Here is a 24,634-nt window from a genome sequence, read left to right as displayed (position 1 = left end):
AACTTCGAGTCTCAGAGCAACTTGGACAGGAACTCCCGCGTCCGCTCCTCCTGCGGGTTCGCGAGGAGTTCGCGTGGGTCGCCCTTCTCCACGACGACGCCGCCGTCCATGAAGACCAGCTGGTCGGCGACCTCGCGCGCGAAGCCCATCTCGTGGGTGACGACCATCATGGTCATGCCCGACGCGGCGAGTTCACGCATCACCTTGAGGACGTCGCCGACGAGTTCGGGGTCGAGCGCCGAGGTCGGCTCGTCGAAGAGCATGAGCTTGGGTTCCATCGCGAGAGCGCGGGCAATCGCGACGCGCTGCTGCTGACCGCCCGACAGCTGCGCCGGGTAGGCGTCGGCACGGTCGGACAGACCGACTCGCTCCAGCAGGTACTCGGCGCGTTCGATCGCCGCCGACCGCTGCTCCTTCTTCACCTGGATCGGTGCCTCGATAACGTTCTCGAGAGCCGTCCGGTGCGGGAACAGATTGAAATGCTGGAACACCATGCCGATGTCGCGGCGTTGCGCGGCAGCGTCTTTGGCACTCATCTCGTAGAGTTTGCCGTTGCGTTCGCGGTAGCCGATCAGGTCGCCGTCGACGTAGAGGCGGCCGGCGTTGACGACGTCGAGATGGTTGACGCACCGGAGGAACGTCGACTTGCCCGAGCCCGACGGGCCGATCAGACACGTCACCTCGCCCTTGGCGACCTCGAGCGAGATGCCCTTGAGGACCTGGACCGAACCGAAGCTCTTGCACACCCGGTCGGCGAGGACCATCGGTGTCTCGGCGGAACTCATGCGTTCTCTCCCCCGGTCGTGCGGCCGGCTCCCGGTCCGTCCGGGAGGTCGTCGGCCGCGGCGGTCTGTCCGTCGGCCATCGCCTTGAGTTGGCGTGCGGTCAGTGCACGGGTGGCACCCCGCGAGTAGTAGCGCTCCACGTAGTACTGGCCGACCATCAGGATGCTGGTGACGACGAGGTACCAGGTGGAGGCGACGAGCAGCAGCGGGATCGGCTCGAAGTTGACGCCGGAGATGTCACGCACGCGCCCGTAGAGGTCGAGGGTCAGCGGAACTGCCGCCACGAGGCTGGTCGTCTTGAGCATGGAGATCAGCTCATTGCCGGTGGGCGGGATGATCACCCGCATCGCCTGCGGCAACACGGTGCGGCGCATGGTCTGCGCCCACGACATGCCCAGAGCGATCGACGCCTCGGACTGACCCTCGCCGACCGATGAGACACCTGCGCGCACGATCTCGGCCATGTAGGCGGCCTCGTTGAGAGCGAGGCCGATGACCGCGAACAGGAAAGCGGCGTTGAGCGTCTGGATGTCGAAGGACGCGAACTGGTGGACGAACGGGATGCCGACGTCGATCTGCTTGTAGATCGCGGGGAACAGCCCCCAGAAGACGAGCTGCACATAGACGGGAGTCCCGCGGAAGATCCACAGGTACACCCAGGCGGTGCCGCGCAGCACCGGGTTCGGCGAGAGGCGCATGATGGCGAGCGCGACGCCGAGGACGATCGCGATGGTCATCGCGAGCACCGTGAGGGCCAGGGTGTATCCGACGCCGGACAACACGCGCTGGTCGAACATGTATCGCGCGTAGGTGCCCCACGCGTAGGCCTTGTTGGTGGCGGCTCCGTAGATGAAGAGCCCCGCCAGCACGAGGATGATGACGGCGGCGACCCATTGACCCGGTCTGCGGAGCGGTACCGCCTTGATCGGTTCGGGCTCGCCGGCCGTGGTGGTGTCGGTCTGCGGTGAGGTCATCTCAACTCACCGCCCCGTTGATGACGGAGACATCGATCATGCCCTCCTGCAGGCCCCAGTTGGCCGCGATCTCTTCGTACTGTCCGTTGTCCATCAGGTACTGGACCGCCTTCTGCATCGCAGGTCCCAGCGGTGAGCCCTTGCGCACCGCCCATCCGTACGGCGCCGAATCGAACAGTTCACCGGCCGCCTTCAGCTTTCCGTTGGTGCGTTTGATGGCGTAGGCGGTGACCGGTGAGTCGGCCGACATCGCCTCGACCCGACCGAGGATCAGGGCGTTGACCGCCTCGTCCTGGCTGTCGAATTTCACCTTGTCGATCGGCCGGAGACCCTTCGCGACGCATTCGGCACTCTTGGCCGGGATCTCGTCGGTGTCCTCGTAGGTCGTGGTCTGCACGGCAACCCGCCGGCCGCACGCATTCGCCGGGTCGATGGTCTCGTCGGAGTCCGCGGACTGCGCCCACTGCACGCCTGCGCTGTAGTAGGTCACGAAGTCGACCTGCTTCTCCCGCTCGAGGGTGTCGGTGAACGACGACATCCCCACCTGGTAGGTGCCGGCCTGGACCGACGGGATGATGGTGTCGAACTGCGATTCCTTGTACACCGGTAGCAGATTGAGCACCTTGCCGACGGCGTTCATGAGGTCGACGTCGTAGCCGATGATCTTGCCGTCCGGCCCCTTGAACTCGTTGGGTTGATAGGGCACGTTGACGCCGACCACCAGACGTCCGGTGCGCGCGATCTCAGGTGGTACGAGCGCCGCGATCGCCGGCACCTTCTCCACGTCGACATTGATCGGCGTGACCTGGTTGGCGCGTTCCCGTTCCTCGTTGTTCACGCATCCGGTGAGGATGACCGCGAACGTGAGGAACACGCCGAGCAGTTGGGCCACGCGCGACCGGACACAGCGCTGGTCGACCCGCGTCGAGGCCCGTTCCACAACACATCCCTTCGATGACGTACAGATCACCTGATCAGACCAACTCACTGTAGTTTGCACCGGCCTCGGCGGCTGGCTACCGGGGGTTCACGCATGTCCACGCGCGCGTCACGCGACACCGGTCCGCCGCGCCACCTCGTAGGCGAACTGGCTGGTCGACGCCGTCCCGCCCAGGTCAGCGGTCGCGATCGAGGCCGCGAGGGTGTCGGCGATCGCGGAATCGATCCGGTCGGCCGCAGCCACGAGGGCCGGGTCGTCGGTCATCAGCCCGAACCGCCGGAACCCCATCGACACCGACGCGATCATGGCGACCGGGTTGGCGACACCGCGTCCGGCGATGTCGGGGGCGGCACCGTGCGTTGCCTGTGCCATCACCTGGGTCGTCGAGCAATTGACCGAACCGGCGATGCCGAGCGAGCCGGCGAGCTCGCCGGCCAGATCCGACAGGATGTCGCCGAAGAGGTTCTCGGTGACGACGACGTCGAAGTCGGCGGGGCGGCGCACGAGCAGCGCCGCCATGGCGTCGACGTGTTGTTCGGTGATCTCGACGTCGGGGAACTCCTTGCCGACCTCCCGGCATGCGTCGCGGAACAGCCCGGTCGTCAGGCGCAGCACGTTCGCCTTGTGCACGATGGTCACCCGAGCCGGGCTCCCCGACGCCGCGCGGGCGCGTGCGGCGTCGAAGGCGACCCGTGCGATGCGCTCACTCGCCGCGCGGGTCACGAGCCCCACGGCCAGCGCGACATCAGGGGTCGGCATGAACTCACCGCTCCCGACGGCCATGTTGCGATCGGCGTACAGGCCCTCGGAGTTCTCCCGGACGATCAGCACATCGATGTCGGGCGCGGTGGCCGGCACCCCCGAAAAAGCCTTCGCAGGACGGAGATTCGCGAAGAGCCCGTACCGGTTACGGAGGACCGCGCCCGGTGTGCGACTGCTGTGCTCGGGCGGATACGACGCCGAATCGTGCGGTCCGACGATCCACAGTCCCAGATCGTCGAGTGCCGACAGCGTCGCCTCGGGAACCGGGTCGCCGTGCGAGGCGATGGCGGCGGCGCCGAACGGGAGTTCGTCCCAGTCGATCCGGAAGTCCTCCGCCGCAGCAGCCGCGTCGGCGACCGTCACGGCGGCGGGCACGATCTCCAGACCGATGCCGTCGCCGATGAGAACGCCGACCCGCCTGGGCGAGGAGACCATCAGTGGGCCGCGTCGTCCCAGGACCGACCGAACCCGACCGACACCTCGAGCGGGACCGACAGCGTGATGGCGTTGCCCATCTCCTCGCGCACCGCGGCCTCGACCGCGTCACGCTCGCCGGCCGCCACCTCGACCACGAGTTCATCGTGGACCTGCAGTAGCACCCGCGAAGTGAGCTTCTCGGCGAGGAAACGCTTGTGCACGTTGATCATCGCGACCTTGATGATGTCGGCGGCCGTACCCTGGATGGGCGCGTTGAGCGCCATCCGCTCCGCGGACTGGCGTCGTTGCCAGTTGTCGCTGTTCAGATCGGGCAGGTAACGCCGGCGGCCGAACAGCGTCGCGGTGTACTCGTTGCGCCGGGCTTCGGCGACCACGTCGTGCAGGTAGTCACGCACACCACCGAACCGCGCGAAGTATGCCTCCATCTGGTCCTTGGCCTCGTCGCGGCTGATCTTCAGCTGGGCTGCGAGCCCGAAAGCGCTGAGGCCGTAGGCGAGTCCGTACGACATGGCCTTCACACGGTGGCGCATCTCGGTGGTCACCTCGTCGATCGGCACCCCGAAGGCACGCGATCCGACGAAGTTGTGCAGGTCCTCGCCGGTGTTGAAGGCCTCGATCAGACCTTCGTCCTCCGACAGGTGCGCCATGATCCGCATCTCGATCTGGCTGTAGTCGGCGGTCATCAGGCAGTCGTAGTTCACGCCCGACGCCTGATCCGTCCCCACGACGAAGCCGCGACGGATCTCACGTCCGGCCTCGGTGCGGACCGGGATGTTCTGCAGGTTCGGCTCCGTCGACGACAGGCGTCCGGTGGCGGCGATGGTCTGGTTGAAGGTCGTGTGGATGCGACCGTCGTCGGCCACCGACTTCAGCAGACCGTCGACGGTGACCTTCAGCCGCGTGGCGTCGCGGTGTTCGAGAAGGTGGGCGAGGAAAGGATGCTGGGTCTTCTCGTACAACGACTGCAGCGCGTCGGCGTCAGTGGTGTAACCGGTCTTGGTCTTCTTGGTCTTCGGCATGTCGAGTTTGTCGAAGAGCACGGTCTGCAGCTGTTTCGGCGAACCGAGGTTGATCTGTTCGCCGATGACCTCGTAGGCGGACTCGGCGGCCGCACGGATGCGGTCGTTGAACATCTGTGCCAGCGCGTTGAAGTGGTCGACGTCGACGGCGATGCCGGCGGCCTCGAGGTCGGCGAGCACGAACGACAGCGGCAACTCCATCTCGGTGAGCAGCGGCTTGGAGTCGATGCGGTCGAGTTCGGTGTCGAGGGTGTCGGCGAGCTCCTGCACCGCGCGCGCCTCGAGCATGTGCTGTTCGGCGACCTTGCCCTCGGTGTCGTCGTCGAGCAGCGACATCTGGCCATCACCCGCACCGGTGTCGGCGCGCAGCTCACGGCGCAGGTATCGCAGGGCGAGGTCGTCGAGGTTGAAGGTCCGCTGCCCGGGGCGGACGAGGTATGCGGCCAGCGAGGTGTCGCTGGTCACGCCGACGAGCTTCCACCCGCGCGAGCGGAGCGCGTGTACCGCCCACTTGGCCTCGTGTACGGCCTTGAGCGCCTGCGGGTCGGCGAGCCAGTTGGCCAGCGCTGCATCGTCTTCCGGCGTCAGGGTGGTCACGTCGACATACGCCGACGTGCCGTCGGCCGCCGCGATCGCCAGCCCGGTCGGGTCGGACCCCACGACGACGTGCGGCGCGGTCACCGCGAGACCGGTTCGGCCGGTCCGGGCGTGTTCGTTCAGCCATCCCGCGACCTCGCCGGCGCCGAGGACCGAACCGTCGAGATCGAACCCCGCCTCGGCCTCCGGCTCGACCGAGCTCAGGGTCGAGAACAGTCGGTCGCGCAGCACGCGGAACTCGAGGTCGTCGAAGAGCTGGTGGATGCGGTCGCGATCCCAGCCGACCATCGCGAGGTCTTCGGGGCCCGCGGGAAGCTGCATGTCGCGGATGAGTTCGGTGAGCTGACGGTTGGTCTGCACCGAGGCCAGATTCGCGCGCAGCGCATCGCCGACCTTGCCCTTCACCTCGTCGACGTGATCGACGAGCGAGGCCAGCGACCCGTACTCGCGAATCCACTTCGACGCGGTCTTCTCCCCCACACCCGGGATGCCGGGCAGGTTGTCGCTGGGGTCGCCGCGCAGGGCCGCGTAGTCGGGGTACTGGGCGGGGGTGAGACCGTACTTCTTCTCCACCTCTTCAGGAGTGAAGCGGGTGAGGTCCGAGACGCCCTTGCGCGGGTACAGCACGGTGGTCGACGGATCGACCAGCTGCAGCGAGTCACGGTCGCCGGTGACGATCAGGACCTTGAAGCCCTGTTCGCGCGCCTGGGTCGCGAGGGTGGCGATGATGTCGTCGGCCTCGAAGCCCTCGATCGCCATGACCGTGACGCCCAGCGCGTCGAGGACCTCCTTGGTGAGGTCGACCTGCCCGTTGAACTCGTCGGGCGACTTGGAGCGCTGCGCCTTGTACTCGGGGAACATCTCCGAACGGAACGTCTTACGCGAGACGTCGAAGGCGGCCGCGATGTGCGTGGGTTCCTCGTCGCGCAGCAGGTTGATGAGCATCGAGGTGAAGCCGTAGACCGCGTTGGTGGTCTGTCCGGTGGCCGTCTTGAAGTTCTCGGCGGGAAGCGCGAAGAACGCCCGGTATGCCAGGGAATGCCCGTCGAGGAGCATGAGAACCGGTTGTTTGGTCTTGCCCTTGCTTCCGGTACGGGTGGCTGCCGGGGAACTCTGCGCTGGACTCACAGTCGCTGAGTCTAGTGATCCGTCCCGACACCGGGACCCGCCCCGCCCGAGGTCGGCAGACACCGCGGTCGGAGGGGTGGCGGCCGGGCGTCACATCGGCCGATACATCGCCCAGACCTTCGGGCCGTCGAGCGGCAGTTCGAACTCCTCGATGACCTGGAAACCGAACCGCTCGTACAGCGGGACGTTGAGTGCGTTGGAGCTCTCGAGGTAGGCCGGTCCGTCGATCTGCTCGAGCCGGTGCTGCAGGAGCGCCGTGCCGATGCCGGCCCCCTTGAGCGGCGCGCCGATCTGGCCCAGGTACCAGTGCGGTTCCTTCGGCCGGTGCTTGGCGAACTCGGCCTCGAGCTTGATCCCGCGGCCGATCCGCGGTCCGAGGGTCCGGAGGAACTCCCAGGACGACACGAGCTGGGGCCGCGTCGAGATCTTGTGCCCGGGCGGATCCCAGGCGGCCACACCGACCGGTTGCCCGTCGCGCATCGCCAGGTCGATCGTCGACGCCTTCCCGTGGATGTGGACGAGCAGCGTCCGGAACACCGCACGGTGCCGAGAGATGTCCGGGTCCATCCAGACCGTCACCGGGTCGTCGGCGAAGGCCTGCGCGAGCAACGCACTGGCGAGCTCGACGTCTTTCGTCTGCGTGATGGTCACCGGCACCATCCGACCAGCGTACGGCCCGACGGGCACGCCTCCACGACAACCGTTCCGCAGAACGCTCCGCGCGCCGCAGCAGATGTAACTTCCGGGAAACGTCGTTGTCGTCACGTCGCGACGACGCTGCGGCTAATGTCCCGCAGGGTGACCGGCCGCACACAGATCGGCTCCGGTCATGTGCCGATGGATGTCCCTGGCGAACAGGTCCACAAGGAGGTACCACCCTCGATGACAGAGCCTGACCGGCAGGCCGCAATCGTGTCCGACGACCCCTCCGCACGGATTCAGGCGCGTCGCCCCGAGTGTCAGCCCGCCCGCCAGACCCCATCACCGTCCAGCCGCCCGCCATCCCGGCGTCGCACACCGGCGTCGACGCGGCGCACCGCACTGGCCGTCCTGCTCTTCATCGCGGCGTCGATGCTGTGCGGACTCTTCGGCACCCCGTCCGCCGACGCCGCACCCGACGAGGTCCGGGTGTTCGGTGTCCTGCGGAACGGCACCGAGAAGGTCGAGGGGGTGAAGCTCGAGGCCAAGGACGCGTCGGGCACCGTCGTCGGTACGGCAACGTCGTCGACGACCGGCGCATGGTCGATCATGGTGCCGCCCGGGAAATACACCGTCGTGGTCGACACCGATTCCCTCCCAGACGATGTCGAGGTCCAGAAGTCCGAGCTGCCGGTCGACGTCAGCGGCGGAACGGCACGCCCGGTCATCTTCTCGTTCGGTGAGGTGCGAACCGGCACGGAGGTCTCGGCGGTCGCCGAACTCACCCGTCTGGCCATCGACGGCATCCGTTTCGGTCTCATCATCGCCATCACCGGCGTCGGCCTCAGCCTGATCTTCGGGACAACAGGCCTGACCAACTTCTCGCATGGCGAGCTGGTGACCCTGGGCGCGGTGGTCGCGTGGGTGTTCAACGTGAAGGTCGGGCTGCAGCTCATCCCGGCGACGATCCTCGCGGTCATCGTCGGCGTCGGCATCGGCATCCTGAACGAACTCGGCCTCTGGAGACCGCTGAGACGACGACGAACCGGGCTCATCGCCATGCTCGTCGTGTCGATCGGCCTCGCCCTGATGATGCGGTATCTGATCCTGATCTTCTTCTCGGACCGGTCCGAACCGTTCAAGGACTACCAGGCTCAGACGCAGATCGGCTCGGGCCCGTTCGCGATCACGCCGGTGAATCTCGCCTGCATCGTCATCTGCATCGTCGTGCTCCTCGGCGTCGCTCTGTTGCTGCAGCGCACCAGGATCGGCAAGGCCATGCGCGCCGTCGCCGACAACAAGGACCTCGCCGAGTCGTCGGGAATCGACGTCGATCGGGTGATCCTGTTCGTGTGGGCGCTAGCTGGCGGCCTGGCGACCCTCGGCGGCGTGATGTTCGCGCTCTCGGAGCTCGGCGGCCGCGTCCAGTGGGAGATGGGATTCAAGCTCCTGCTGCTGATGTTCGCAGGCATCACGCTCGGCGGACTCGGCACGGCCTACGGCGCGTTGCTCGGCTGCCTCATCGTCGGATTGCTGGTGCAGTTGTCGACCTACATCCTCAGCCCCGACCTGAAGTACATCGGCGGCTTGTTGATCCTGATCATCATCCTGACCATCCGGCCCCAGGGCATTCTCGGATCGCGAGCGAGGATCGGCTGACCCATGGACATCATCTCGGCGCTACAGATTGCGTTCGCACAGCTCATCGGCCCGTCGGCGATCTTCTACGCCCTGCTGGCCATCGGCCTCAACCTGCACTTCGGCTATGCCGGACTGCTCAACTTCGGCCAGATCGCCTTCGCCCTCCTCGGCGGATACGGCGTCGGCATCATGGCCGTCAACTACGACCAGCCCCTCTGGCTCGGCGCCATCCTGGGTATCGCCGCGGCGGGGATGCTCGCGGTGGTCCTCGGAATCCCCACACTTCGTCTCCGCGCGGACTATCTGGCGATCGTCACCATCGCCGCGTCGGAGATCCTGCGATTGGTGTTCCGGTCGACGTCGTCGGACGATTTCACCCACTCCACCAACGGAATCTACGGCTACGCCAGCGATTTCTTCTCGATCAGCCCGTTCGACAACGGCAAGCAGTACTCGTTCCTCGGGGTCAAGTTCCTCGGCGGCGACCTGTGGTCGATGGTGGTGGGCTGGTCGGTCGTCCTGCTCCTGTGCCTCATGGTCTATCTCCTCGTGCACAGCCCGTGGGGTCGCGTGCTCAAGGCGGTCCGCGAGGACGAGGACGCGGCCCGGTCGCTCGGCAAGAACGCCTATTTCTTCAAGATGCAGGCGCTCATCCTGGGCGGTTGTATCGGTGGCCTCGCGGGCGTGTTCAACGCACTGGCCACGCAGTCGATCAACCCGGACTTCTACTCCACCGCCCAGACCTTCTTCGCCTACGGCGCACTGATTCTCGGTGGCGCGGCTACGGTCTTCGGACCGGTCGTGGGCGCGATGCTGTTCTGGTTCCTGCTGGCCATCCCCGACGCGTTGTTGCGCCAGGCCACGGCCGGCGACGACCCCATCCTGGACCTCTCGGCACAGCAGGTCGGCGCGATCCGCTACGTGCTGCTGGGTCTGGCGATCATCCTGATGATGGTGTTCCGACCACAGGGACTCCTCGGCAACAAGAGGGAGGTGCAGCTCGATGCCTGATGACGGACGCCGTTCAGCACACGACGACGAGCCCTCGACGCCGGTGGGCGACACCGAGATCGTTGTCGACGAGACCGCCCCCGACATCGCCGGTACGCGGGCGACGCGACGCGATCTGACCACCCTGTCGGCACCCGAGCGCTCGCGACTGTTCGCGGAGGTGTCACCCGCACCCGGATCGCCGAAACCCGATCCGATCATCGTGGTGGACAACATCTCCCGCACCTTCGGCGGTATCAAGGCGGTCCAGGTGGACCACCTCGAGGTGCAGCGTGGCGCGATCACCGGGCTCATCGGTCCCAACGGTGCCGGCAAGACCACGTTCTTCAACCTGATCACCGGTTTCGACAAGCCCGATTCCGGTACATGGTCGCTCAACGGTGAATCCCTCGGCCGGATGGTCCCGCACCAGGTCGCGCGTCGCGGCATGGTCCGCACCTTCCAGCTGACCAAGGCACTGTCGAAGTTGTCCGTGCTCGACAACGTCAAGCTCGGCGCCACCGGCCAGCGCGGCGAACACTTCCTCGCCGCCCTCGCACCGTGGACCTGGCGCAAACAGGAAGCCGAGATCACCGAACGCGCACACGAATTACTGCGGCGGTTCAAGCTCGACGCCAAGGCGAACGACTTCGCCGGCTCGCTGTCCGGTGGTCAGCGAAAGCTGCTGGAGATGGCACGCGCGTTGATGACAGATCCCGAGATCGTGATGCTCGACGAGCCGATGGCAGGTGTGAACCCGGCCCTCACACAGAGCCTGCTCGAACACATCAAGTCGCTGCGGGACGAGGGCGTCACGGTGGTGTTCGTCGAACACGACATGGACGTCATCCGCGACATCAGCGACTGGGTGGTGGTGATGGCCCAGGGCCAGATCATTGCCGAGTCCCTGCCGGATCGCCTCGGAGACAACGAGGCCGTCGTCGACGCCTATCTCGGTGGGCATCACGATCAGGCGCTGGAGTTCGACGACCGGGGTCAACCCGTCGGTGCGACCGCCGTCCTCGCCGAGCGGGTCGAGGCGGCCATCGAGGCCACGCTCGAGGAAGGTGGTGACCTCTCGGAGCCGGTCGAGCTACCGCCCGTCGATCCGGGCCGGGTCGCCCCGGGACAGGTCGACACCGACAAGAAGGAGGCCGAGTGATGAGCTTGGCATCGAACGGCGGGGCGCTGACCCCCGCTCAGCTCGCGGCCACGCCGGAGGAGCACCGGAAGCTCGCCACGAACGCATTGATGCGGGCCGACGACATCACCGCCGGCTACCTTCCCGGGATCAACATCCTCGAGGAGTGCAACTTCTTCCTGAACGACGGGGAGATCGTGGGCATCATCGGGCCGAACGGCGCCGGTAAGTCGACGCTGCTCAAGACCCTGTTCGGGCTGATCCCGGTCCGTGAGGGCTCGGTCACCCTGCGCGGTGACGACATCACCTCGGCCAAGGCACATGTTCTCGTCGACAAGGGCGTGGGATACGTCCCGCAAACACAGAATGTGTTCCCCGCGTTGACAATCGAAGAGAACCTCGAGATGGGCGTGTACCTGCGCCCGAAGACGTTCGCCAAACGATTCGAGTTCGTCTCCGAGCTGTTCCCACTGTTGTCGGAGCGTCGAAAGATCAAGGCGGGCGCGTTGTCCGGCGGTGAACGGCAGATGGTCGCGATGGGCCGGGCACTGATGATGGACCCGGCGGTGCTGCTGCTCGACGAGCCGTCGGCAGGCCTGTCCCCGATGTTCCAGGACGAGGTGTTCATCCGTTGCAAGGCCATCAACGCGACCGGCGTCTCGATCATCATGGTCGAGCAGAACGCTCGCCGTTGCCTCCAGATCTGCGACCGCGGTTACGTTCTCGACCAGGGTCGCAACGCCTACACCGACACCGGCTACAACCTGGCGAAAGACCCCAAGATCATCGAACTCTACCTGGGCACCCTGGCGGGCAGCTCGGAGAAGAAGGCATAGGTTTTCGCCCACGGAGAAACGCAGGGACCCTCGGCTCGTGAGCCGAGGGTCCCTGGTTCTGTGGTGAACTACTGCGCGGCCACCGACACGTACTTGCGGGTCGGGGTCAGCAGCTTGTTGTCCCCGTCGAACTCGAGGACACCGTACGAGCCGACGCTGGGCTCACCGGCGGCGTTGAACGCCAGGTTGCCGGTCTTGCCGACGTAGGCAATGGTCTTGCCGCTCTTCAGCGCATCCAGGCAGGCCTGGTACGAGTCACAGTCCTCGTCGCCGTTCGTGACGCCGATGATGTTCGCGGCGATGGACCGGCCGTCGGTCGACTTGGCCGCAGTGGCCGCAAGGGCACTCAGGACGGCCGCATCGTAACTCTCGCCGGCGTAGTTGAAGTCGATGAGATTGCCGTCGACCTCCTTGAGCGCCTTCTGGAAGTCGGCGCTGGTCTGTGTCAGCGGCGTGGTGCCCTTCATGCCCTCGAGCAGTCCCGAGCCCACCGACTCGCCCAGAGCGTTACCCATGTTGCCGTCGACGCCGTAGACGAGTTTGCCGTCGCTCGGACCGATGCCGATCTCGTGCATGCGGGTGAGGATCTTGGCGCTCTCCTCGAATCCGATGAGAGCGATACCGTCCGGGTTGAAGTTCTTCACCTGGTCGACCTCGGCGTTGAACGACTGGGCGTTCGGGTCGTAGATGATCTTCTGGATCTGGTCTGCGGGCACACCGGCGGCCTCGAGGTCACGAACGGTGTTGTCGGCCAAACCCGTTCCGTACGGGTCGTTGAGGGCGAGGATGGACACACGCTGGACGCCGTCCTCGGCCATGATCTGCGAGAGCGCTTGTGCCTGCAGGACATCGGCGGGAGCGGTACGGAAGTACTGACCCTTGTCCTGATAACAGGTGAACTCGTCGGAGGTGTTCGCCGGCGAGAACATGACAGCGCCGGCGTTGGCGATCTTGTCGATGACCTTGAGCGACACCGACGACGACGCCGCGCCGATGATCACCTGGGTGCCCGCGCTGAGTTCGCGGTCGACGGTGGCGTTCGCCGTGTCGGTGGTGGTGTCGCCGGAGTCACCGGTGACGAGTTCGACCGGCTGGTCGAGAACGCCGCCGGCGGCGTTGATGTCCTTGACCGCCAGTTTGACGGCCGCGACCTCGGGCGGCCCCAGGAAGGCGAGGGAGCCGGTCTCGGGGAGCAGCGTGCCGATCTTCAGCGGAGCGGTGCTCTCGGGGCCCGGCGTGGCCTTCGGCGGGTTGCAGGCCAGCTTCTGCGCGAGGCCCTGGCCGGGGGGTGCGGGAGTGGACTCTACGGCCGCGCTGGCCGACCCTCCGGAGCCATCGTCGGAACCAGAGTCAGAGCTGCTGCAGCCGGCGACGAGGAGCGTTGCCGCCGCCGTCATGACCACTGCCCCGCTCGTCAAAAAGCGAAAGGACATCGATGCTCTCCTTGCGATTCTGTTATCGGACGAGAGCGGCGCGTCGAGATCGACGCATCGAACCGCGCCTCGCTGGAAGAAAGCTAGCGCGATCTTGTTGCCCCTGCGTAAAGACAGTGAAACTGACTTGCGCGCAGACGCATTGGGTCAAATCAACTTGTTCTTTGTCAGTTTGTTCCCAGTGTCTCCACGACCACCCGGGCCACGGCTTTCATCGTCGTCCGACGGTCCATCGCGGCACGCTGAATCCACTTGAACGCCTCGGGTTCGGAGAGGCCCTGCTTCTGCATGAGCAAACCCTTGGCGCGTTCGACCAGCTTGCGGGTCTCCAGTCGCTCGTTCATCGTCGCGACCTCACGCTCGAGCAGCTTGAGCTCGTGATAGCGGCTGACGGCCACCTCGATGGCCGGCACCAGGTCGGCCTTCGTGAACGGCTTCACCAGGTAGGCCATCGCACCGGCGTCGCGGGCTTTCTCGATGAAGTCCCGCTGACTGAACGCGGTGAGCATGACCACCGGCGCGAGCCTCTTCTCCGCGATCTCCGTCGCGGCGTCGATACCGTCGCGGATGGGCATCTTGATGTCCATGATGACCAGGTCGGGGTTCAGGGACTCCGTGAGTTCGACGGCGACCTGCCCGTTCGGGGCCTCCCCCACGACGTCATAACCCTCTTCGCGGAGCATCTCGATCAGATCCATCCGGATCAGCGAGTCGTCCTCGGCCACCAGAACACGATGTGTCTTCGTGTTCTCCCCGGCCGTAGTGGTCGCACTGTCTGTCACTGTCACCATCCCCTCCTCCACGCCATAGTCGAAACAGAAGAGTACCGGTTACCGGGCCGGTCGGCCGATCATCTAGAGTTGGCTCCTGCACGGGGCAACCCGTGTACTGGCCCCCGTAGCCCAATTGGCAGAGGCAACGGATTCAAAACCCGTCCAGTGTGAGTTCGAGTCTCACCGGGGGCACCAGAAATTCCAGGTCATCGAACCCCACCCCGAACCGGTCGACGTCGATCCCGACCGGCAGACTTCGATCGAAGTCTGCACGTCGAAATGAGGTTCGGCAGTGACCGGGTCGCCGCGATCACGGCGGCAGCAGCGGTCCCAACGGTCCGAGGTCGATGTTCAGGTCTTCGGGGGTCAACCCGAAGTGATCGCGCAACTCGGTCATCTTCTCGTCGAGAAGCATCAGCGTGGTCCCGATCCGCTCGATCTGATCGTCACTGAGGTCACCGTTCTCGACACGACGGACCGCCTGGCGCTCCATGAGCTGGCGTAGCAGTTCGACGAGGGTGAGGACGACCGTGACCAGGCCGCGTTCCACGGATTCGGGGTCGGCGTCGATACGATGCGGCAGAACGCGTTGCCCGTCCTCGATCAGGGCATCGATATCAACCGATTCCGGTCGATCGTCCGGACCGGTCATCGGTCGTCCGCGGCATCCGTCGCCGAGAGATGCGGCTCGAGCGCACTGACCGAGGCGATGAGAGTACGCAGGGAGATCTTCACCATGTCCACGTCCGCCAACGACAGTGTGATGTCACCGGTGATCACCACGCCGCCGCCGAGCACCCGGTCGAGCAGGTCTACCAGCGCGATCCGGCGCGTATCATCGCCGCGCACAACAGGACTCGACTCGGTCACGGGCTCCCCCCTTCGAGCCCGGTGAAGGAGTACGGCGGCCACGGCCCGGACAGTTCGAGCGACACCCCGTCGTGCCGGGAGTCGAGTTCGGTGACGGCCGAGGCGAATTCGTCGGCGAGCGAATCCGCCACCAGGTAGGTGCCGTTGAAGATCATCCACGCCCGTTTGCCGGTGATCACCGGATCGGTCACCTGTTGGCGCCGCCCGTCCACGGCGTGCTCTCCCAGAGCGGAATGTATGGCCTCCGCATGCTCGGCGGCCCTGCGTTCGACGTCCTGCTGCGCCGCCAGTTCCGCGCGCCTGCGCAGCAGGTAGGCCGTCCCCGTCCCGCGTCCGCTGGCGACGTCGGATTCAGCGGATGGTTGTGCCAGGAGCTTCGCATCCCCGTACGCCTTCACACCCCATTCACTCCGCCCGGTGACCCACTTCAGCGCGGCACCCAGATCGTCCTGCCGTTCGACAAGCAGTTCACGGACACGGGCGTCGTCGAGGTACAGGGTCGCCAGTCGCAGCGGGATCGTGGGTCCACACCGGAGAACAGCGGCGACGACACGGTCGTGTGCCCGCGCGGTCGCCGCAAGCCAGTCGAGGTCCTCGAGGTTGCGCTGCAGAGGCCCTTCCCCGAACACGTCCAGACTCACCGAACCCACCACTGCCTGCAGGCCGGCAGTCGACACCGATCGGACCGATTCGCCGTCGACGCCGGTCACGCCGGCGAGACCTTCGCAGTCGACGCTGTCCCAGGTGATGGCATAAAGCCACACGCCTTCACGCTCGTTCATCGTCCTCACCTCGCGGGCGCTGCTCCAGTTCGGTCCGATCGGCCGCGCCGATCTCGTCGTGCACCGACCGGTCGGCCTCCAGTGCGGCGATTCTCTCTCTGAGCCTTCGGTTCTCGATTTCGAGATCGCTGCTCTTGCCCGTCAGCCACGGGTCGTTCTCCCACCAGTTGATCCCCACCTCTTTCGCCGTCTCCAGCGAGGCGATCACCAATCGAACCTTGATGGTCAGCAGTTCGATGTCGAGGAGGTTGACCTGGATGTCGCCTGCGATGACGAGCCCTTTGTCCAGGACGCGCTCGAGGATGTCCCCCAGATTCGTCGACTGGTGGCCGTTCAATCCACCGACCGCGTTCTGAGGGGGTCGGCCGTAGTTGTCGCGTGAAACCGTCACGGTTCTCCCATCGCCGCTGCGTTGTCACCGGCACCCCGGCTGTAGCGGCGGGTCCGACGATAGGAGAACAGCTGTCCGTCGAGATCCAAGTCGACCGCGTACAGGGCGAGTATGTCTGTCGAGGATGGGATTCGACGATCCTCGATGACCTCCACTTCGACTCTCCATCCCTCTTCGGTAGGCATCACCGACGTCGCGCCGAGCGGCTCCTTGCCGGTGAGGTCAGCGACCGCTCGCAGCGCCAGCGCTGCAATTTCCTGCGCCGAAAGGGATTCGGGCTCTTCCTGTGCCATGGCTGCTCACCCCTCCTCCGGTTTCGCGGGGGCGTGAGGTGCGGTCAGCTGGTCCAGGATTGCCTCTTCCGCCTCCTCGACCTCCTCCTCGTCGAGTTCGCCCAACTCCTGTGCCTCTTCCAGCTCCTCGAGGGCCCGGCGGGCGTTGGCCGGATCATTCAGCTCCTCCTCGACCTGACGCTGGATCAGCTCGCCGAGCGAGATGATCCCGCGCACCGGTGCGACGGGCAACGTGACGATGAACGAGAGCAGCCCCATCGCTCAGTCCTCCGGGGTCCGGGTCATCACGAAGTCGTATGCCGCAAGCGGTCCGAGAAGCCGCACCTCGACTCTGCCGTCCCACTGCTCCCCCAGGGTCCCGACCGCGTGCTCGAGGTCCTGCTGGCGTTCCGTCTCCAGGAGGATCGCCACGTTCGCGGCATCCTCCTCGTGGGTGGGTTCACGCACCTTCACCGCGTCGGTCAGCGACGAGAGGGCGTCCACCGCGATGCTCGTGTCTGCCTCACGCTTCGCTTCGATCGCCTTGGACACCAACTCGCCGAGCGTGATTCGTGCGTCGCGTGTGACGTCCTCCGGTTGCTTGCGGATCGTCTCCAGCAACTCGCGGGCCTGGGCATTCTCACCGACCACCTCGCGCAGAATGGCTTCTTCCACGTAGCGGGCCTTGAGAAGGTATTGCGCCTTGCCCTCGAGTTCTTTCATCGCCTCCGCGAAGTCGTCGGCGTTCTCGGTGAGCAGTTCCGCTTTGACCGCGTCCATGTCGGTCAGCACCGCCCCGAATCGCATGGGAAGCACGGGTGCCACTTTCGCGGTGCCATCCAGCAGGTACGCATGGGCTCTGAGGTCCGCCGGCTTACCGAGTTGTCGGTCCAACGAGATCTCGCTGACCAGCGCCGCGATGTCCCCGTGGCTGACGGTGTTCACGGGCGACTCGTCGATGCCGACGGCATCCTCCGCGGTCTCCACATCCGCGGGCACGATGCCGTAGACGTAGACCCCTTCGGTGCGCGGCGCCTCCGGTGCATCGGTGGCCTGTTCGGATGTCGACATCATTCACCCGCCCGGCGGGAACCGCGCGACTTGCGTTCGCGTTCGGGCTCCTCTTGTCCGCCGAGGATGCCACCGAGTCTCTCCCCGGCGGCCTCCAGCGCCCCAGCGGTTTTCGACTTGGCCCCGCCCGAGGTCACCGACCCGACGAGGTCGGTCAGACCATCGGGCTCACCGCCGATTTCGAGCCGATTCACCGCCTCGGCGAAGCGCAGGTAGGTGTCGACGCTGGCGACGACAACACGAGCGTCGATCGTCAGCAATTCGATGCCGACCAGTGAGACACGCACATACGCGTCGATGATCAAGCCTTTGTCGAGAATGGTGTCGATGACATCGGCGAGGCTGCTCGACCCTCCTCCGCCCGCGCCGCTCGTCACGGCGGTGGTCATCGCCCGACTCCTTGCCGTGACCGGGTGGACCGCGCGGGCGCAGCCTTTCTCGGCCGTCTGCCCCTTCTCGGGGGCGTCCGCCCCTCGTCCTCGTCCTCGTCCTGAGCCCCGTCTTCGTCCTCGTCCTCGTCCTCGTCGAAATCCTCGTCGGTGAGATCAGTGTCCTCATCTTCGAGTTCGTCGGTGTCGCCGTCTTCTTCGACGTCTTCCTCGTCCTCGAAGTCCTCGCCCGTTTCCGTCTGGTCCTCGGACTCGACCACCTCGCCGTCCCGGATCTCTCCCGGCCACCCTTCGACGTCGTCGGGGTGCAGGACCGTATCCGTCATGACATGCCGCTGAAAGTTCTTGAGCTCCAAACGCGCTCGCCGCCCCTGGGCGCGCCACAGGTTGCCGGTCTTCTCGAAGAAGCCCTGCGGATGATATTCGAGGACGACGATGATGCGCGTGAGGTCCGGCGTCAGGTCATGGAATGTCACCGCACCGTCGACGTATCCCTTGGCCCCCTTCGAACGCCACACGATCCGTTCGGCGGGCACCTGCTCGATGATCGTGGCCTCCCAGGTGCGATGGGAGAGAAAGATCTTCGCCTTCCACTGCAACTTCTCGTCAGAGACCTGTTCGACCTGTTCGACCTTCTTCATGAACGACGGGAAGTCGGTGAACTGCGTCCATTGGTCATATGCGAGTTGCACGGGCACACCGACATCGATCGATTCGACGATGTTGGTGAGCTTGAACTTCTTCCCTTTGCCGCCCTTCTTGCCGCCGCCGGTCACCGCCTCCTTCACATCGGATGCGGTGCCCATGACCTTGTCTTTGGCGCCGTCGAGTACAGACCCGAGTCGGGTCTGCCCATCGGCTCGCTTTTCCGACCCGGTGACCGCGGAGAGCAGACCTCCCTCGCCACCTTCGGCGTACTGGGCGAGTCGCCCAGAAGTGTTGTGCACCTTGCTCGTCACGGATGACAGCGCTTTGTCGGTGGCGGTTCCGACCAGTCGCTGCACCGCATCCTGGAGAACCTTCGAGGAGCCGGCACCTCCCGACGCCGCTTCTCCCGACTTGCCGGCAGATTTCGTCATCGCCATCACCTCGAGGTCCGGCGGACAGGCGTCGCATTCGTCGTGGCCTTCGCCCGGGTCTTTCGCTTACGGACCGGAGACGGGTCATCGTCGGACGTCGCGGTCCTCGACCTTGTCCTCGGTTGTGTCCCACCGCCTCGGCGCCGCGCCGGCGGACGCTTGGCCGGCGTCGGCTCATCGTCGGATTCGTCATAGTCGTCCGCTGAATCCTCGACGTCGGTGTCCTCATCCGCTTCGTCGTCCAGATGATCGTCCTCGGCCGGACCGTCGGCCCGTGACCGGGCGTTCCGTCTCGCCGCGGACCTCCCACGCTTGGCGACACCACCAACTGTGTCAGTGACTCCACCGACAGTGTCCGTGACGCCGCCACCAACAGTGTGGGTCACGCCTTCGACGGTCTCGGTGACGTCACCGGCGGGTATCGATTCGAGACGATTGCTCAGGGATTCGATGCGCTGACTGGCAGCCGTCACCGCAGCAATTCTCGCCGCGTTCATCAATTCATCCCGCACCGTGTCACTGAGCTTCGCGAACTCGGGTGAGTCGGTGAGCACCTTGGTGCCACGTTCCAGCAGATCTCGCGGCCCGCCCGGAAACTTCCCGGTGGCGCCCGCGGCTGCCAGCATCAACGCCATTTTCATTCTGTGTGTCCGGCCGAGGAGGTATCCCACCCCTACGGCGACAGCTACTTGACCCTTGGTGTTCATCGTTGAACCCCTTTTACCTATGGGTGGTCACCACGCACCTATCGCCGACCCCGGTAGTGTGTCGCAGCTTCGGTTGTTTCCTCGTAAAGCCCGCGCGGCCTGCATGCTTTCGGAGTTCCCCCGGTCCGACGATACGCTTCGCAGACGTCACAGACATTGCATCGGTTATGTTCTCGGCAGTAGTCCAGCTTGCGATCTCGCGGCTCAAATCACCGGCGGCACAACATGACCGGTTTGCCAGAATTTCGGTGACCTCCGATCGGCCGTGCATGCGACCGCTGACGCGGTCATCCGCCCGCGCCCCTCATCGTCATGACGATCGCCAGAACGAGACCACCGAGAAGCACGACCACGAGAAGCACCGGCGCGAGGAGGAGACCGAGAATCACGGCCAGGATCAGGATGACCTTGGCTTTCACACTCATCGCCGAAACGAACGCGCGCACCGCCGCCCAACGTGGGTCCGTACCTTTGATCAAGGCCCGAACCGCTCCGAGCCCCGCCGCTATGCCGGGATCGTCGCTTTCCACATCCGCGAGGAACGCATCGAACTGTTCGACGGCCTTCAGCACGTGCCGCTTAGTCGCCCTGACGAACCGGTCTCGGAGCACCTCCAACATTCGCCGAAGAGCACCCCTCCATCCGCCCGGGCCGACCTCTGCTGCCTGCCGCGTGGCAGGGTCGTGATCGCCCCCTGTGTTCGCCGCGGTTGACCGATGTGTACGACCCCGATCTCTCGAAGGCCGAAGTTCTGGTGGGGCGGTGCCGGTAGTACGTCGGATCGCCTCCGAGGACGACTCACAGGTCGATCCCGCACGGTGTCGTAGCGTCGTCGGCTCGGCACGTCTGGGACTCCGTCGCGAGGTGACCGTACTCGTCCGCGTCGCGCCGTTTGCCCTGCGCGGGAGCCGTCCGCCATGCGACGACTTCGTCGCAGATCCTCTGGATGTCTGCGAATTACGCCCCGCGAGAGTCGATTTCGCTTCAGGATGCACGACTGGCCGACCGGCTGTTCCGTCGCGGCCGACTCTGGCCCGGTGAGATTCGACCGGCGTCGGATCGCTGGTCCTCACTCCTGCACCCATACCCCATCGTCTACCGTCACCGGACTTCTGCGAAACACCCCCTGGCGTCAAGAGTTGGTATCGCCGAGGACACCAGGCGGTGTCGGAGATTCCGTGGTCCACATGTCGCCCGGAACACCCGCAGACAACAAATCCCCGCCACAGCGTGGCGGGGATCTCCCAGACGTGTCAGTGCTTGATGGCGTGCTTGAGCTTGTCTCCTGCCTGCCTCAGCTTGTCGCCGACCTGCTTGCTCTGCCCCTTGGTCTGGCCTCGCGCGCCCTCGGCCTCCATCCTCTCGTTTCCCAGCGCCTGGCCGGTCGTCTTCTTGACTGCTCCCCCGGCAGCCTCGCTCTTGTGCCGAATCTTCTTTCCGATGGACATGACATCTCCTTCTGTAGAGCGCTCGACCCGAGTCGCGGCGGGCACCCTACTTTCGTTATACCCGGCAGCACACACGCGGACCATCGCGCGCCAGGAGCCCCTACGTCGGATCGACACTCACCAGGACAACGCCGGTTCCTCGTCGCCGATGACGATCCCGACCTCGCTGTGATGCACGGTCCGAGCCCCGAACAGGCGGTCGAGAAGCTCGTCGGGTCCCACGTCGGTGTGCGCCGCCCAGCGGCGGACCCGGTGCCGTGCGCGCGACGACCCGACCGTCACCGAGGCTGCCGGTGACCCGTCGAAGTCCACCGTCACCTGGCCGCATTCGCCCGGACCGACTTGGGCCGTGAGCAGGTCGAGCGAGTCAGCGGAGCAGACGACGGTCCCGGAGACCTCGACGACGAACCTGCACCGGGACAGCGTCGATGCGTCCGGATCACCGACACGGATCCGCGAGTCGGAAACGCCCAGGTGGGTGAGCAGAGTGTCGGCGTGAGCGCCGACGAGCCAGACGGCGGCGTCCCGCCCACGCAGCGCGCCGGCGACTGTACGCATCAGCGATGCTGCGGTGTGCCTCGCCGTCGACACGAGCACCACGATGTCCGGGATCGAGTACAGCAGCCCGGCGGTCCGGGCCGCCGGATCGGTGACGAGCGGGGCGAGCGCGAGGGCTTCGGTGTTCTTCTCCGAGATCCGTTCGGGCACCGAGCGTTCGGCCCAGTCGGGACCGTCGTGCCAGGCGAGGGCGCCGGACTCGTGGGCGAACACCGCGCCCATCATGAAGGCCCGGTTCGCGAATTCCCAGTCCTCGCCGCCGTAGTGGACGAACGACGGGTCGAATCCTCCGACGTCGTCGAACAACTGGCGGCTGCAGGTCATCACCGCACTGATCAGGTACTTGTAGCCGTCCCAACCCGGGTTCAGGAGGTTGGACGTGCGTTCGTATGCGTCGACCAGCCACCCGGGTTCGCAGTCGTGCGAGGATTCGAGCGGTCGTCGTTCGGACATCCACTCGACCACCGAGCCCGGGGCCACCCGACTCAGGTCGGCGTGCTTACGCCGCCCGACCACAAGTGTGTCCGGCGCTGCGGCGGGCAACCTGATCGCGTGCTGGATGTAGGCGGGTGTCGGAACGGTGTCCGCATCGAGGAAACACAGAACCGACCCGCTGGACGCCGCGACACCCAGGTTGCGGGCGGCTGCCGCTCGAAAGCCCTTGTCCTCCTGCGTCACAACGGTGATGTCGAGTCGCGATGTCCACGCACTCACATCCGGCGAGCGCGCCGAGCCGTCGTCGGCGACGATCACCTCCAGACGATCCGGTGGGTGGGTCTGGGCCGTCAACGCCTCGAGGACCAGCGCGAGTTGGCGGGGTTGGTTGTAGTACGGGATCACGACGCTCACCAGCGGCGTCGTCGACGCCACCCCGACCAGATCCCAGCGGTTGTCGGGCACCACGACCCGGCCGTCGTCGAGCCTGATGACGGTCACCAACTCCACCGCCGGAACAGCCGCTGGTGAGCCCGGCCGACATCGGCGGCCGTGGGCGACGGCGTCACCGCCGAATCGATCCAGGTGCTCGCAGGATCCGCGAATGCACTCTCGATGGCGCTCCGCAGAGCGGCGTCGTTGTTGTCGTGCATCGTCAGCACACCCGGAGAACGCTCGGCGAGTTCGTCGGTGTAGGCGGTGCGCGGAACCAGTGGTCGGCGTCCGGCGGAGATCCAGGAGTTGATCGAACCAGATGCCGACATGTGCCGGTGATAGGCGACCGGAACCGTGACGGCAGTCGACGCCCGAAACAGTTCGTCGTCGCTCAGGAATCCCGTGACCGTGCACCGCCTACCCATGTCGGCGGCGACCTTGCCGAGGTCATCGGCCAGGTCCTCGTGGCCGGGTGACGGGGTGCCGAGGGCGACGAAGCCGATCGACGGATCGAGATCGGACATCGCCTGCAGCGTCTCCATGTGCCCCTTCCCGGGGTACAGGTAACCGAGGACGCCAACGGTCAATTCCGCTGAGTCCGAGGGTTTGTCGACACGGATGGGGTCGAACAACAGCGGTATGACCTCGACGCCGATCGTCGCGTCGACGTACTCGGCGAAGAGCGCCGCCTCGTGGTGACTCGAGACGATCACACCCTTTGCAGCCCGCGCCACCGCGCGAAAGAAGTCAGCACGTGCCCGCATCGCCGGCCCGTCCGAGGGTTGGGGTAGGTCGTGCAGGGTCACCGAGACAGGCCGATTCAGGGCCGCGATCATGGCGAGCACGTTGTTCCGGGCTCGCCGTGGCGTGCGCCCGAACAGGCGATCGGTGATGTGCACGTGCACGAGCCCGCAGGCGGCCAGTGCCGTCGCGTCGGCATCGAGTGTGGGCATGTGCACGAGGCGATGATCCGAACTCTCGACACTGACCGCGTCGAAGACCGATTGCGCATATCGCACGACGCCGTGTGATCGGGGTCCGACCAGAAGATGTCCGATCGGTCCCCTCATGAAAGACCCAGGATCTCGATGAGGTCGGCGTAACGACCCAAGACCGCATCGATGAACTCGGGATGATCGGCGTACCAGAGCATCTGGCGACGGCGAACGTCATCCTCGGTGAGCGCCGTACCGTTGACGTCCCACGATGTCCGCGGACTCGCGTCGATACCCAGCGCGTCGATCACTCGTTGTTCCAGGGGCGCACGGATGTTGCCGAGAAGGTCTCGTGAGGGTGGGACCGGCGCCGACGCCCCGAGCGAGTCGAGGATTCGGCCGCCGAGGGTGAGCAACACCCGGTTACCGGGGTGATTGATCGTGTGGGCGGCATCGGCCCCGAGGTCGAGCAGGACGTCGGAGATCCCGACGTCACAGTGCCGACGCTCGCGGGCTTCGAGCTGGCCCACACTCCATTTCGCTGCTTCACGGATGCGGTCGGCATCGACGTCGACGTCCCATTCGCCGAAGCCGTCGCGACCCGCCACCACCGCGAGTACCGTTCGTAGATCGTGGTACGGAACAGCCGCGGGTACCGCGGACGGTTGCGCTGGATGTCGGGCGATGACCTGGAACGGGAACAATCCGCCGTAGCGGATGACCGGCCACACGATGACGGACGCCGACGGCGCCAAGTCAGCCAGGTCCGAGGTGCCGATCGGAAATCCCCGGTATCCGGAACGCACGGGCTGCGAGACCACGATCGCGGCACGGCGGATGAGGTGCTCGACCCGCGCCAGGTCAGTGGACTCGATTTCGTGGACAGGTGGGACACGAACGGTACGGAACGGGAGGTCGGGAGAGCTGGACAGGACGATCCGCAAAGCCTCGGCCTGACAGTTCCCCCAAACAACGAGTAGGCCTCGGTCATCGCTCACCGGAGCGTCGGTGACGCCGTAGAACTCGCCGTAGTGCCGGGTCCGACCGTCAACCGGAGCGTCGTCACCCGTCCTCATACGAGCTCTGGAGTGCGTGTGGCAACGCGGTGGTTCACTGTCATCGAAGTACCGACTCCCTCCTGATGGGCCCCTGGTCGGTACCCCTGC

At 65.8% G+C, this 24,634-nt stretch carries 27 protein-coding genes and 1 tRNA gene; 5 read left to right on the top strand and 23 right to left on the bottom strand.

Going from position 1 to position 24,634, the window contains the following annotated elements; all coding sequences use genetic code 11:
• Positions 1 to 11 precede the first annotated feature (11 nt).
• From GONAM_RS15510 to GONAM_RS15485, 6 genes are all read right to left on the bottom strand, one after another.
• On the bottom strand, positions 12 to 785 hold the full coding sequence (locus tag GONAM_RS15510; RefSeq protein ID WP_006867706.1) for an amino acid ABC transporter ATP-binding protein: 774 nt from the start codon (positions 783 to 785) through the stop codon (positions 12 to 14).
• Positions 782 to 1,759 (bottom strand): amino acid ABC transporter permease, encoded by a 978-nt coding sequence (locus tag GONAM_RS15505; RefSeq protein WP_006867705.1) that lies wholly within the window; start codon positions 1,757 to 1,759, stop codon positions 782 to 784. The genes GONAM_RS15510 and GONAM_RS15505 overlap by 4 nt, the downstream gene beginning before the upstream one ends.
• A gap of 1 nt (position 1,760) precedes the next feature.
• On the bottom strand, positions 1,761 to 2,699 hold the full coding sequence (locus GONAM_RS15500) for an ABC transporter substrate-binding protein (protein WP_006867704.1): 939 nt from the start codon (positions 2,697 to 2,699) through the stop codon (positions 1,761 to 1,763).
• Between the two features lie 108 nt (positions 2,700 to 2,807).
• Entirely contained in the window at positions 2,808 to 3,896 is a 1,089-nt protein-coding gene (locus tag GONAM_RS15495) for an isocitrate/isopropylmalate dehydrogenase family protein (protein ID WP_006867703.1), read from the bottom strand.
• On the bottom strand, positions 3,896 to 6,643 hold the full coding sequence (gene polA / locus GONAM_RS15490) for a DNA polymerase I (protein ID WP_006867702.1): 2,748 nt from the start codon (positions 6,641 to 6,643) through the stop codon (positions 3,896 to 3,898). The genes GONAM_RS15495 and polA overlap by 1 nt, the downstream gene beginning before the upstream one ends.
• Positions 6,644 to 6,733: 90 nt before the next feature.
• Complete coding sequence (locus GONAM_RS15485; RefSeq protein WP_006867701.1) at positions 6,734 to 7,303, bottom strand: GNAT family N-acetyltransferase; 570 nt, start codon at positions 7,301 to 7,303, stop codon at positions 6,734 to 6,736.
• A gap of 222 nt (positions 7,304 to 7,525) precedes the next feature.
• On the opposite strand from GONAM_RS15485, the gene GONAM_RS15480 reads away from it, so the two are divergent.
• Genes GONAM_RS15480 through GONAM_RS15465 form a run of 4 tightly spaced genes read left to right on the top strand, consistent with a single transcriptional unit; the run spans position 7,526 to position 11,890 of the window.
• Positions 7,526 to 8,941, top strand: a complete 1,416-nt coding sequence (locus tag GONAM_RS15480) for a branched-chain amino acid ABC transporter permease (protein ID WP_006867700.1) — start codon at positions 7,526 to 7,528, stop codon at positions 8,939 to 8,941.
• Positions 8,942 to 8,944: 3 nt separating this feature from the next.
• On the top strand, positions 8,945 to 9,934 hold the full coding sequence (locus tag GONAM_RS15475) for a branched-chain amino acid ABC transporter permease (RefSeq protein ID WP_006867699.1): 990 nt from the start codon (positions 8,945 to 8,947) through the stop codon (positions 9,932 to 9,934).
• The gene (locus GONAM_RS15470) at positions 9,927 to 11,075 is read left to right on the top strand and encodes an ABC transporter ATP-binding protein (protein WP_006867698.1); all 1,149 of its coding nucleotides are present in this window, start codon (positions 9,927 to 9,929) and stop codon (positions 11,073 to 11,075) included. The genes GONAM_RS15475 and GONAM_RS15470 overlap by 8 nt, the downstream gene beginning before the upstream one ends.
• Positions 11,075 to 11,890 carry an ABC transporter ATP-binding protein gene (locus tag GONAM_RS15465; protein ID WP_006867697.1) on the top strand — a complete coding sequence of 272 codons (816 nt, stop codon included), beginning with the start codon at positions 11,075 to 11,077 and terminating at the stop codon, positions 11,888 to 11,890. Before GONAM_RS15470 ends, GONAM_RS15465 begins: the two co-directional genes overlap by 1 nt.
• A gap of 68 nt (positions 11,891 to 11,958) precedes the next feature.
• On the opposite strand, the gene GONAM_RS15460 is transcribed toward GONAM_RS15465, so the two are convergent.
• On the bottom strand, positions 11,959 to 13,323 hold the full coding sequence (locus GONAM_RS15460) for an ABC transporter substrate-binding protein (RefSeq protein WP_006867696.1): 1,365 nt from the start codon (positions 13,321 to 13,323) through the stop codon (positions 11,959 to 11,961).
• A 167-nt stretch (positions 13,324 to 13,490) separates the two neighbouring features.
• Positions 13,491 to 14,114: an ANTAR domain-containing response regulator gene (locus GONAM_RS15455; RefSeq protein WP_006867695.1), complete on the bottom strand. Its 624-nt coding sequence runs from the start codon at positions 14,112 to 14,114 to the stop codon at positions 13,491 to 13,493.
• 100 nt (positions 14,115 to 14,214) lie between these two features.
• On the opposite strand from GONAM_RS15455, the gene GONAM_RS15450 reads away from it, so the two are divergent.
• Positions 14,215 to 14,291: transfer RNA gene (locus GONAM_RS15450), tRNA-Leu, on the top strand.
• Positions 14,292 to 14,406: 115 nt separating this feature from the next.
• Here GONAM_RS15450 and GONAM_RS15445 read toward each other — a convergent pair.
• The 15 genes from GONAM_RS15445 to GONAM_RS15375 form a co-directional block, all read right to left on the bottom strand.
• Positions 14,407 to 14,748: a gas vesicle protein K gene (locus GONAM_RS15445; protein WP_006867694.1), complete on the bottom strand. Its 342-nt coding sequence runs from the start codon at positions 14,746 to 14,748 to the stop codon at positions 14,407 to 14,409.
• Positions 14,745 to 14,966, bottom strand: coding sequence for a gas vesicle protein (locus GONAM_RS15440; RefSeq protein WP_006867693.1), 222 nt, complete (start codon positions 14,964 to 14,966; stop codon positions 14,745 to 14,747). Before GONAM_RS15440 ends, GONAM_RS15445 begins: the two co-directional genes overlap by 4 nt.
• Positions 14,963 to 15,748 (bottom strand): GvpL/GvpF family gas vesicle protein, encoded by a 786-nt coding sequence (locus GONAM_RS15435; protein WP_006867692.1) that lies wholly within the window; start codon positions 15,746 to 15,748, stop codon positions 14,963 to 14,965. Before GONAM_RS15435 ends, GONAM_RS15440 begins: the two co-directional genes overlap by 4 nt.
• A complete protein-coding gene (locus GONAM_RS15430; protein ID WP_006867691.1) occupies positions 15,735 to 16,139 on the bottom strand; it encodes a gas vesicle protein in 405 nt (134 codons plus the stop codon). Before GONAM_RS15430 ends, GONAM_RS15435 begins: the two co-directional genes overlap by 14 nt.
• Positions 16,136 to 16,432, bottom strand: a complete 297-nt coding sequence (gene gvpO / locus GONAM_RS15425; protein ID WP_006867690.1) for a gas vesicle protein GvpO — start codon at positions 16,430 to 16,432, stop codon at positions 16,136 to 16,138. Before gvpO ends, GONAM_RS15430 begins: the two co-directional genes overlap by 4 nt.
• A gap of 6 nt (positions 16,433 to 16,438) precedes the next feature.
• The gene (locus GONAM_RS15420) at positions 16,439 to 16,690 is read right to left on the bottom strand and encodes a gas vesicle protein GvpG (RefSeq protein ID WP_006867689.1); all 252 of its coding nucleotides are present in this window, start codon (positions 16,688 to 16,690) and stop codon (positions 16,439 to 16,441) included.
• Between the two features lie 3 nt (positions 16,691 to 16,693).
• Positions 16,694 to 17,482 carry a GvpL/GvpF family gas vesicle protein gene (locus GONAM_RS15415; RefSeq protein WP_006867688.1) on the bottom strand — a complete coding sequence of 263 codons (789 nt, stop codon included), beginning with the start codon at positions 17,480 to 17,482 and terminating at the stop codon, positions 16,694 to 16,696.
• Entirely contained in the window at positions 17,482 to 17,871 is a 390-nt protein-coding gene (gvpJ, locus tag GONAM_RS15410; RefSeq protein WP_006867687.1) for a gas vesicle protein GvpJ, read from the bottom strand. Before gvpJ ends, GONAM_RS15415 begins: the two co-directional genes overlap by 1 nt.
• The gene (locus GONAM_RS15405) at positions 17,868 to 18,950 is read right to left on the bottom strand and encodes an SRPBCC family protein (RefSeq protein WP_006867686.1); all 1,083 of its coding nucleotides are present in this window, start codon (positions 18,948 to 18,950) and stop codon (positions 17,868 to 17,870) included. Before GONAM_RS15405 ends, gvpJ begins: the two co-directional genes overlap by 4 nt.
• Positions 18,951 to 18,955: 5 nt before the next feature.
• The gene (locus GONAM_RS23135; protein ID WP_006867685.1) at positions 18,956 to 19,657 is read right to left on the bottom strand and encodes a hypothetical protein; all 702 of its coding nucleotides are present in this window, start codon (positions 19,655 to 19,657) and stop codon (positions 18,956 to 18,958) included.
• Between the two features lie 287 nt (positions 19,658 to 19,944).
• The gene (locus GONAM_RS15395) at positions 19,945 to 20,229 is read right to left on the bottom strand and encodes a hypothetical protein (RefSeq protein WP_040536679.1); all 285 of its coding nucleotides are present in this window, start codon (positions 20,227 to 20,229) and stop codon (positions 19,945 to 19,947) included.
• Positions 20,230 to 20,910: 681 nt separating this feature from the next.
• Positions 20,911 to 21,105 carry a CsbD family protein gene (locus tag GONAM_RS15390; protein ID WP_006867683.1) on the bottom strand — a complete coding sequence of 65 codons (195 nt, stop codon included), beginning with the start codon at positions 21,103 to 21,105 and terminating at the stop codon, positions 20,911 to 20,913.
• Positions 21,106 to 21,222: 117 nt separating this feature from the next.
• Positions 21,223 to 22,599: a glycosyltransferase gene (locus GONAM_RS15385; protein WP_040536677.1), complete on the bottom strand. Its 1,377-nt coding sequence runs from the start codon at positions 22,597 to 22,599 to the stop codon at positions 21,223 to 21,225.
• Positions 22,596 to 23,603, bottom strand: coding sequence for a glycosyltransferase family protein (locus GONAM_RS15380; RefSeq protein WP_040536673.1), 1,008 nt, complete (start codon positions 23,601 to 23,603; stop codon positions 22,596 to 22,598). The genes GONAM_RS15385 and GONAM_RS15380 overlap by 4 nt, the downstream gene beginning before the upstream one ends.
• Positions 23,600 to 24,544: a WcbI family polysaccharide biosynthesis putative acetyltransferase gene (locus GONAM_RS15375; RefSeq protein ID WP_006867680.1), complete on the bottom strand. Its 945-nt coding sequence runs from the start codon at positions 24,542 to 24,544 to the stop codon at positions 23,600 to 23,602. The genes GONAM_RS15380 and GONAM_RS15375 overlap by 4 nt, the downstream gene beginning before the upstream one ends.
• Positions 24,545 to 24,634: the final 90 nt, after the last annotated feature.

This window comes from Gordonia namibiensis NBRC 108229 (assembly GCF_000298235.1).
GTDB classification, from domain to species: domain Bacteria; phylum Actinomycetota; class Actinomycetes; order Mycobacteriales; family Mycobacteriaceae; genus Gordonia; species Gordonia namibiensis.
Note: the sequence above shows the minus strand (reverse complement) of the source record. Positions and strands in the feature narration are given on the sequence as shown.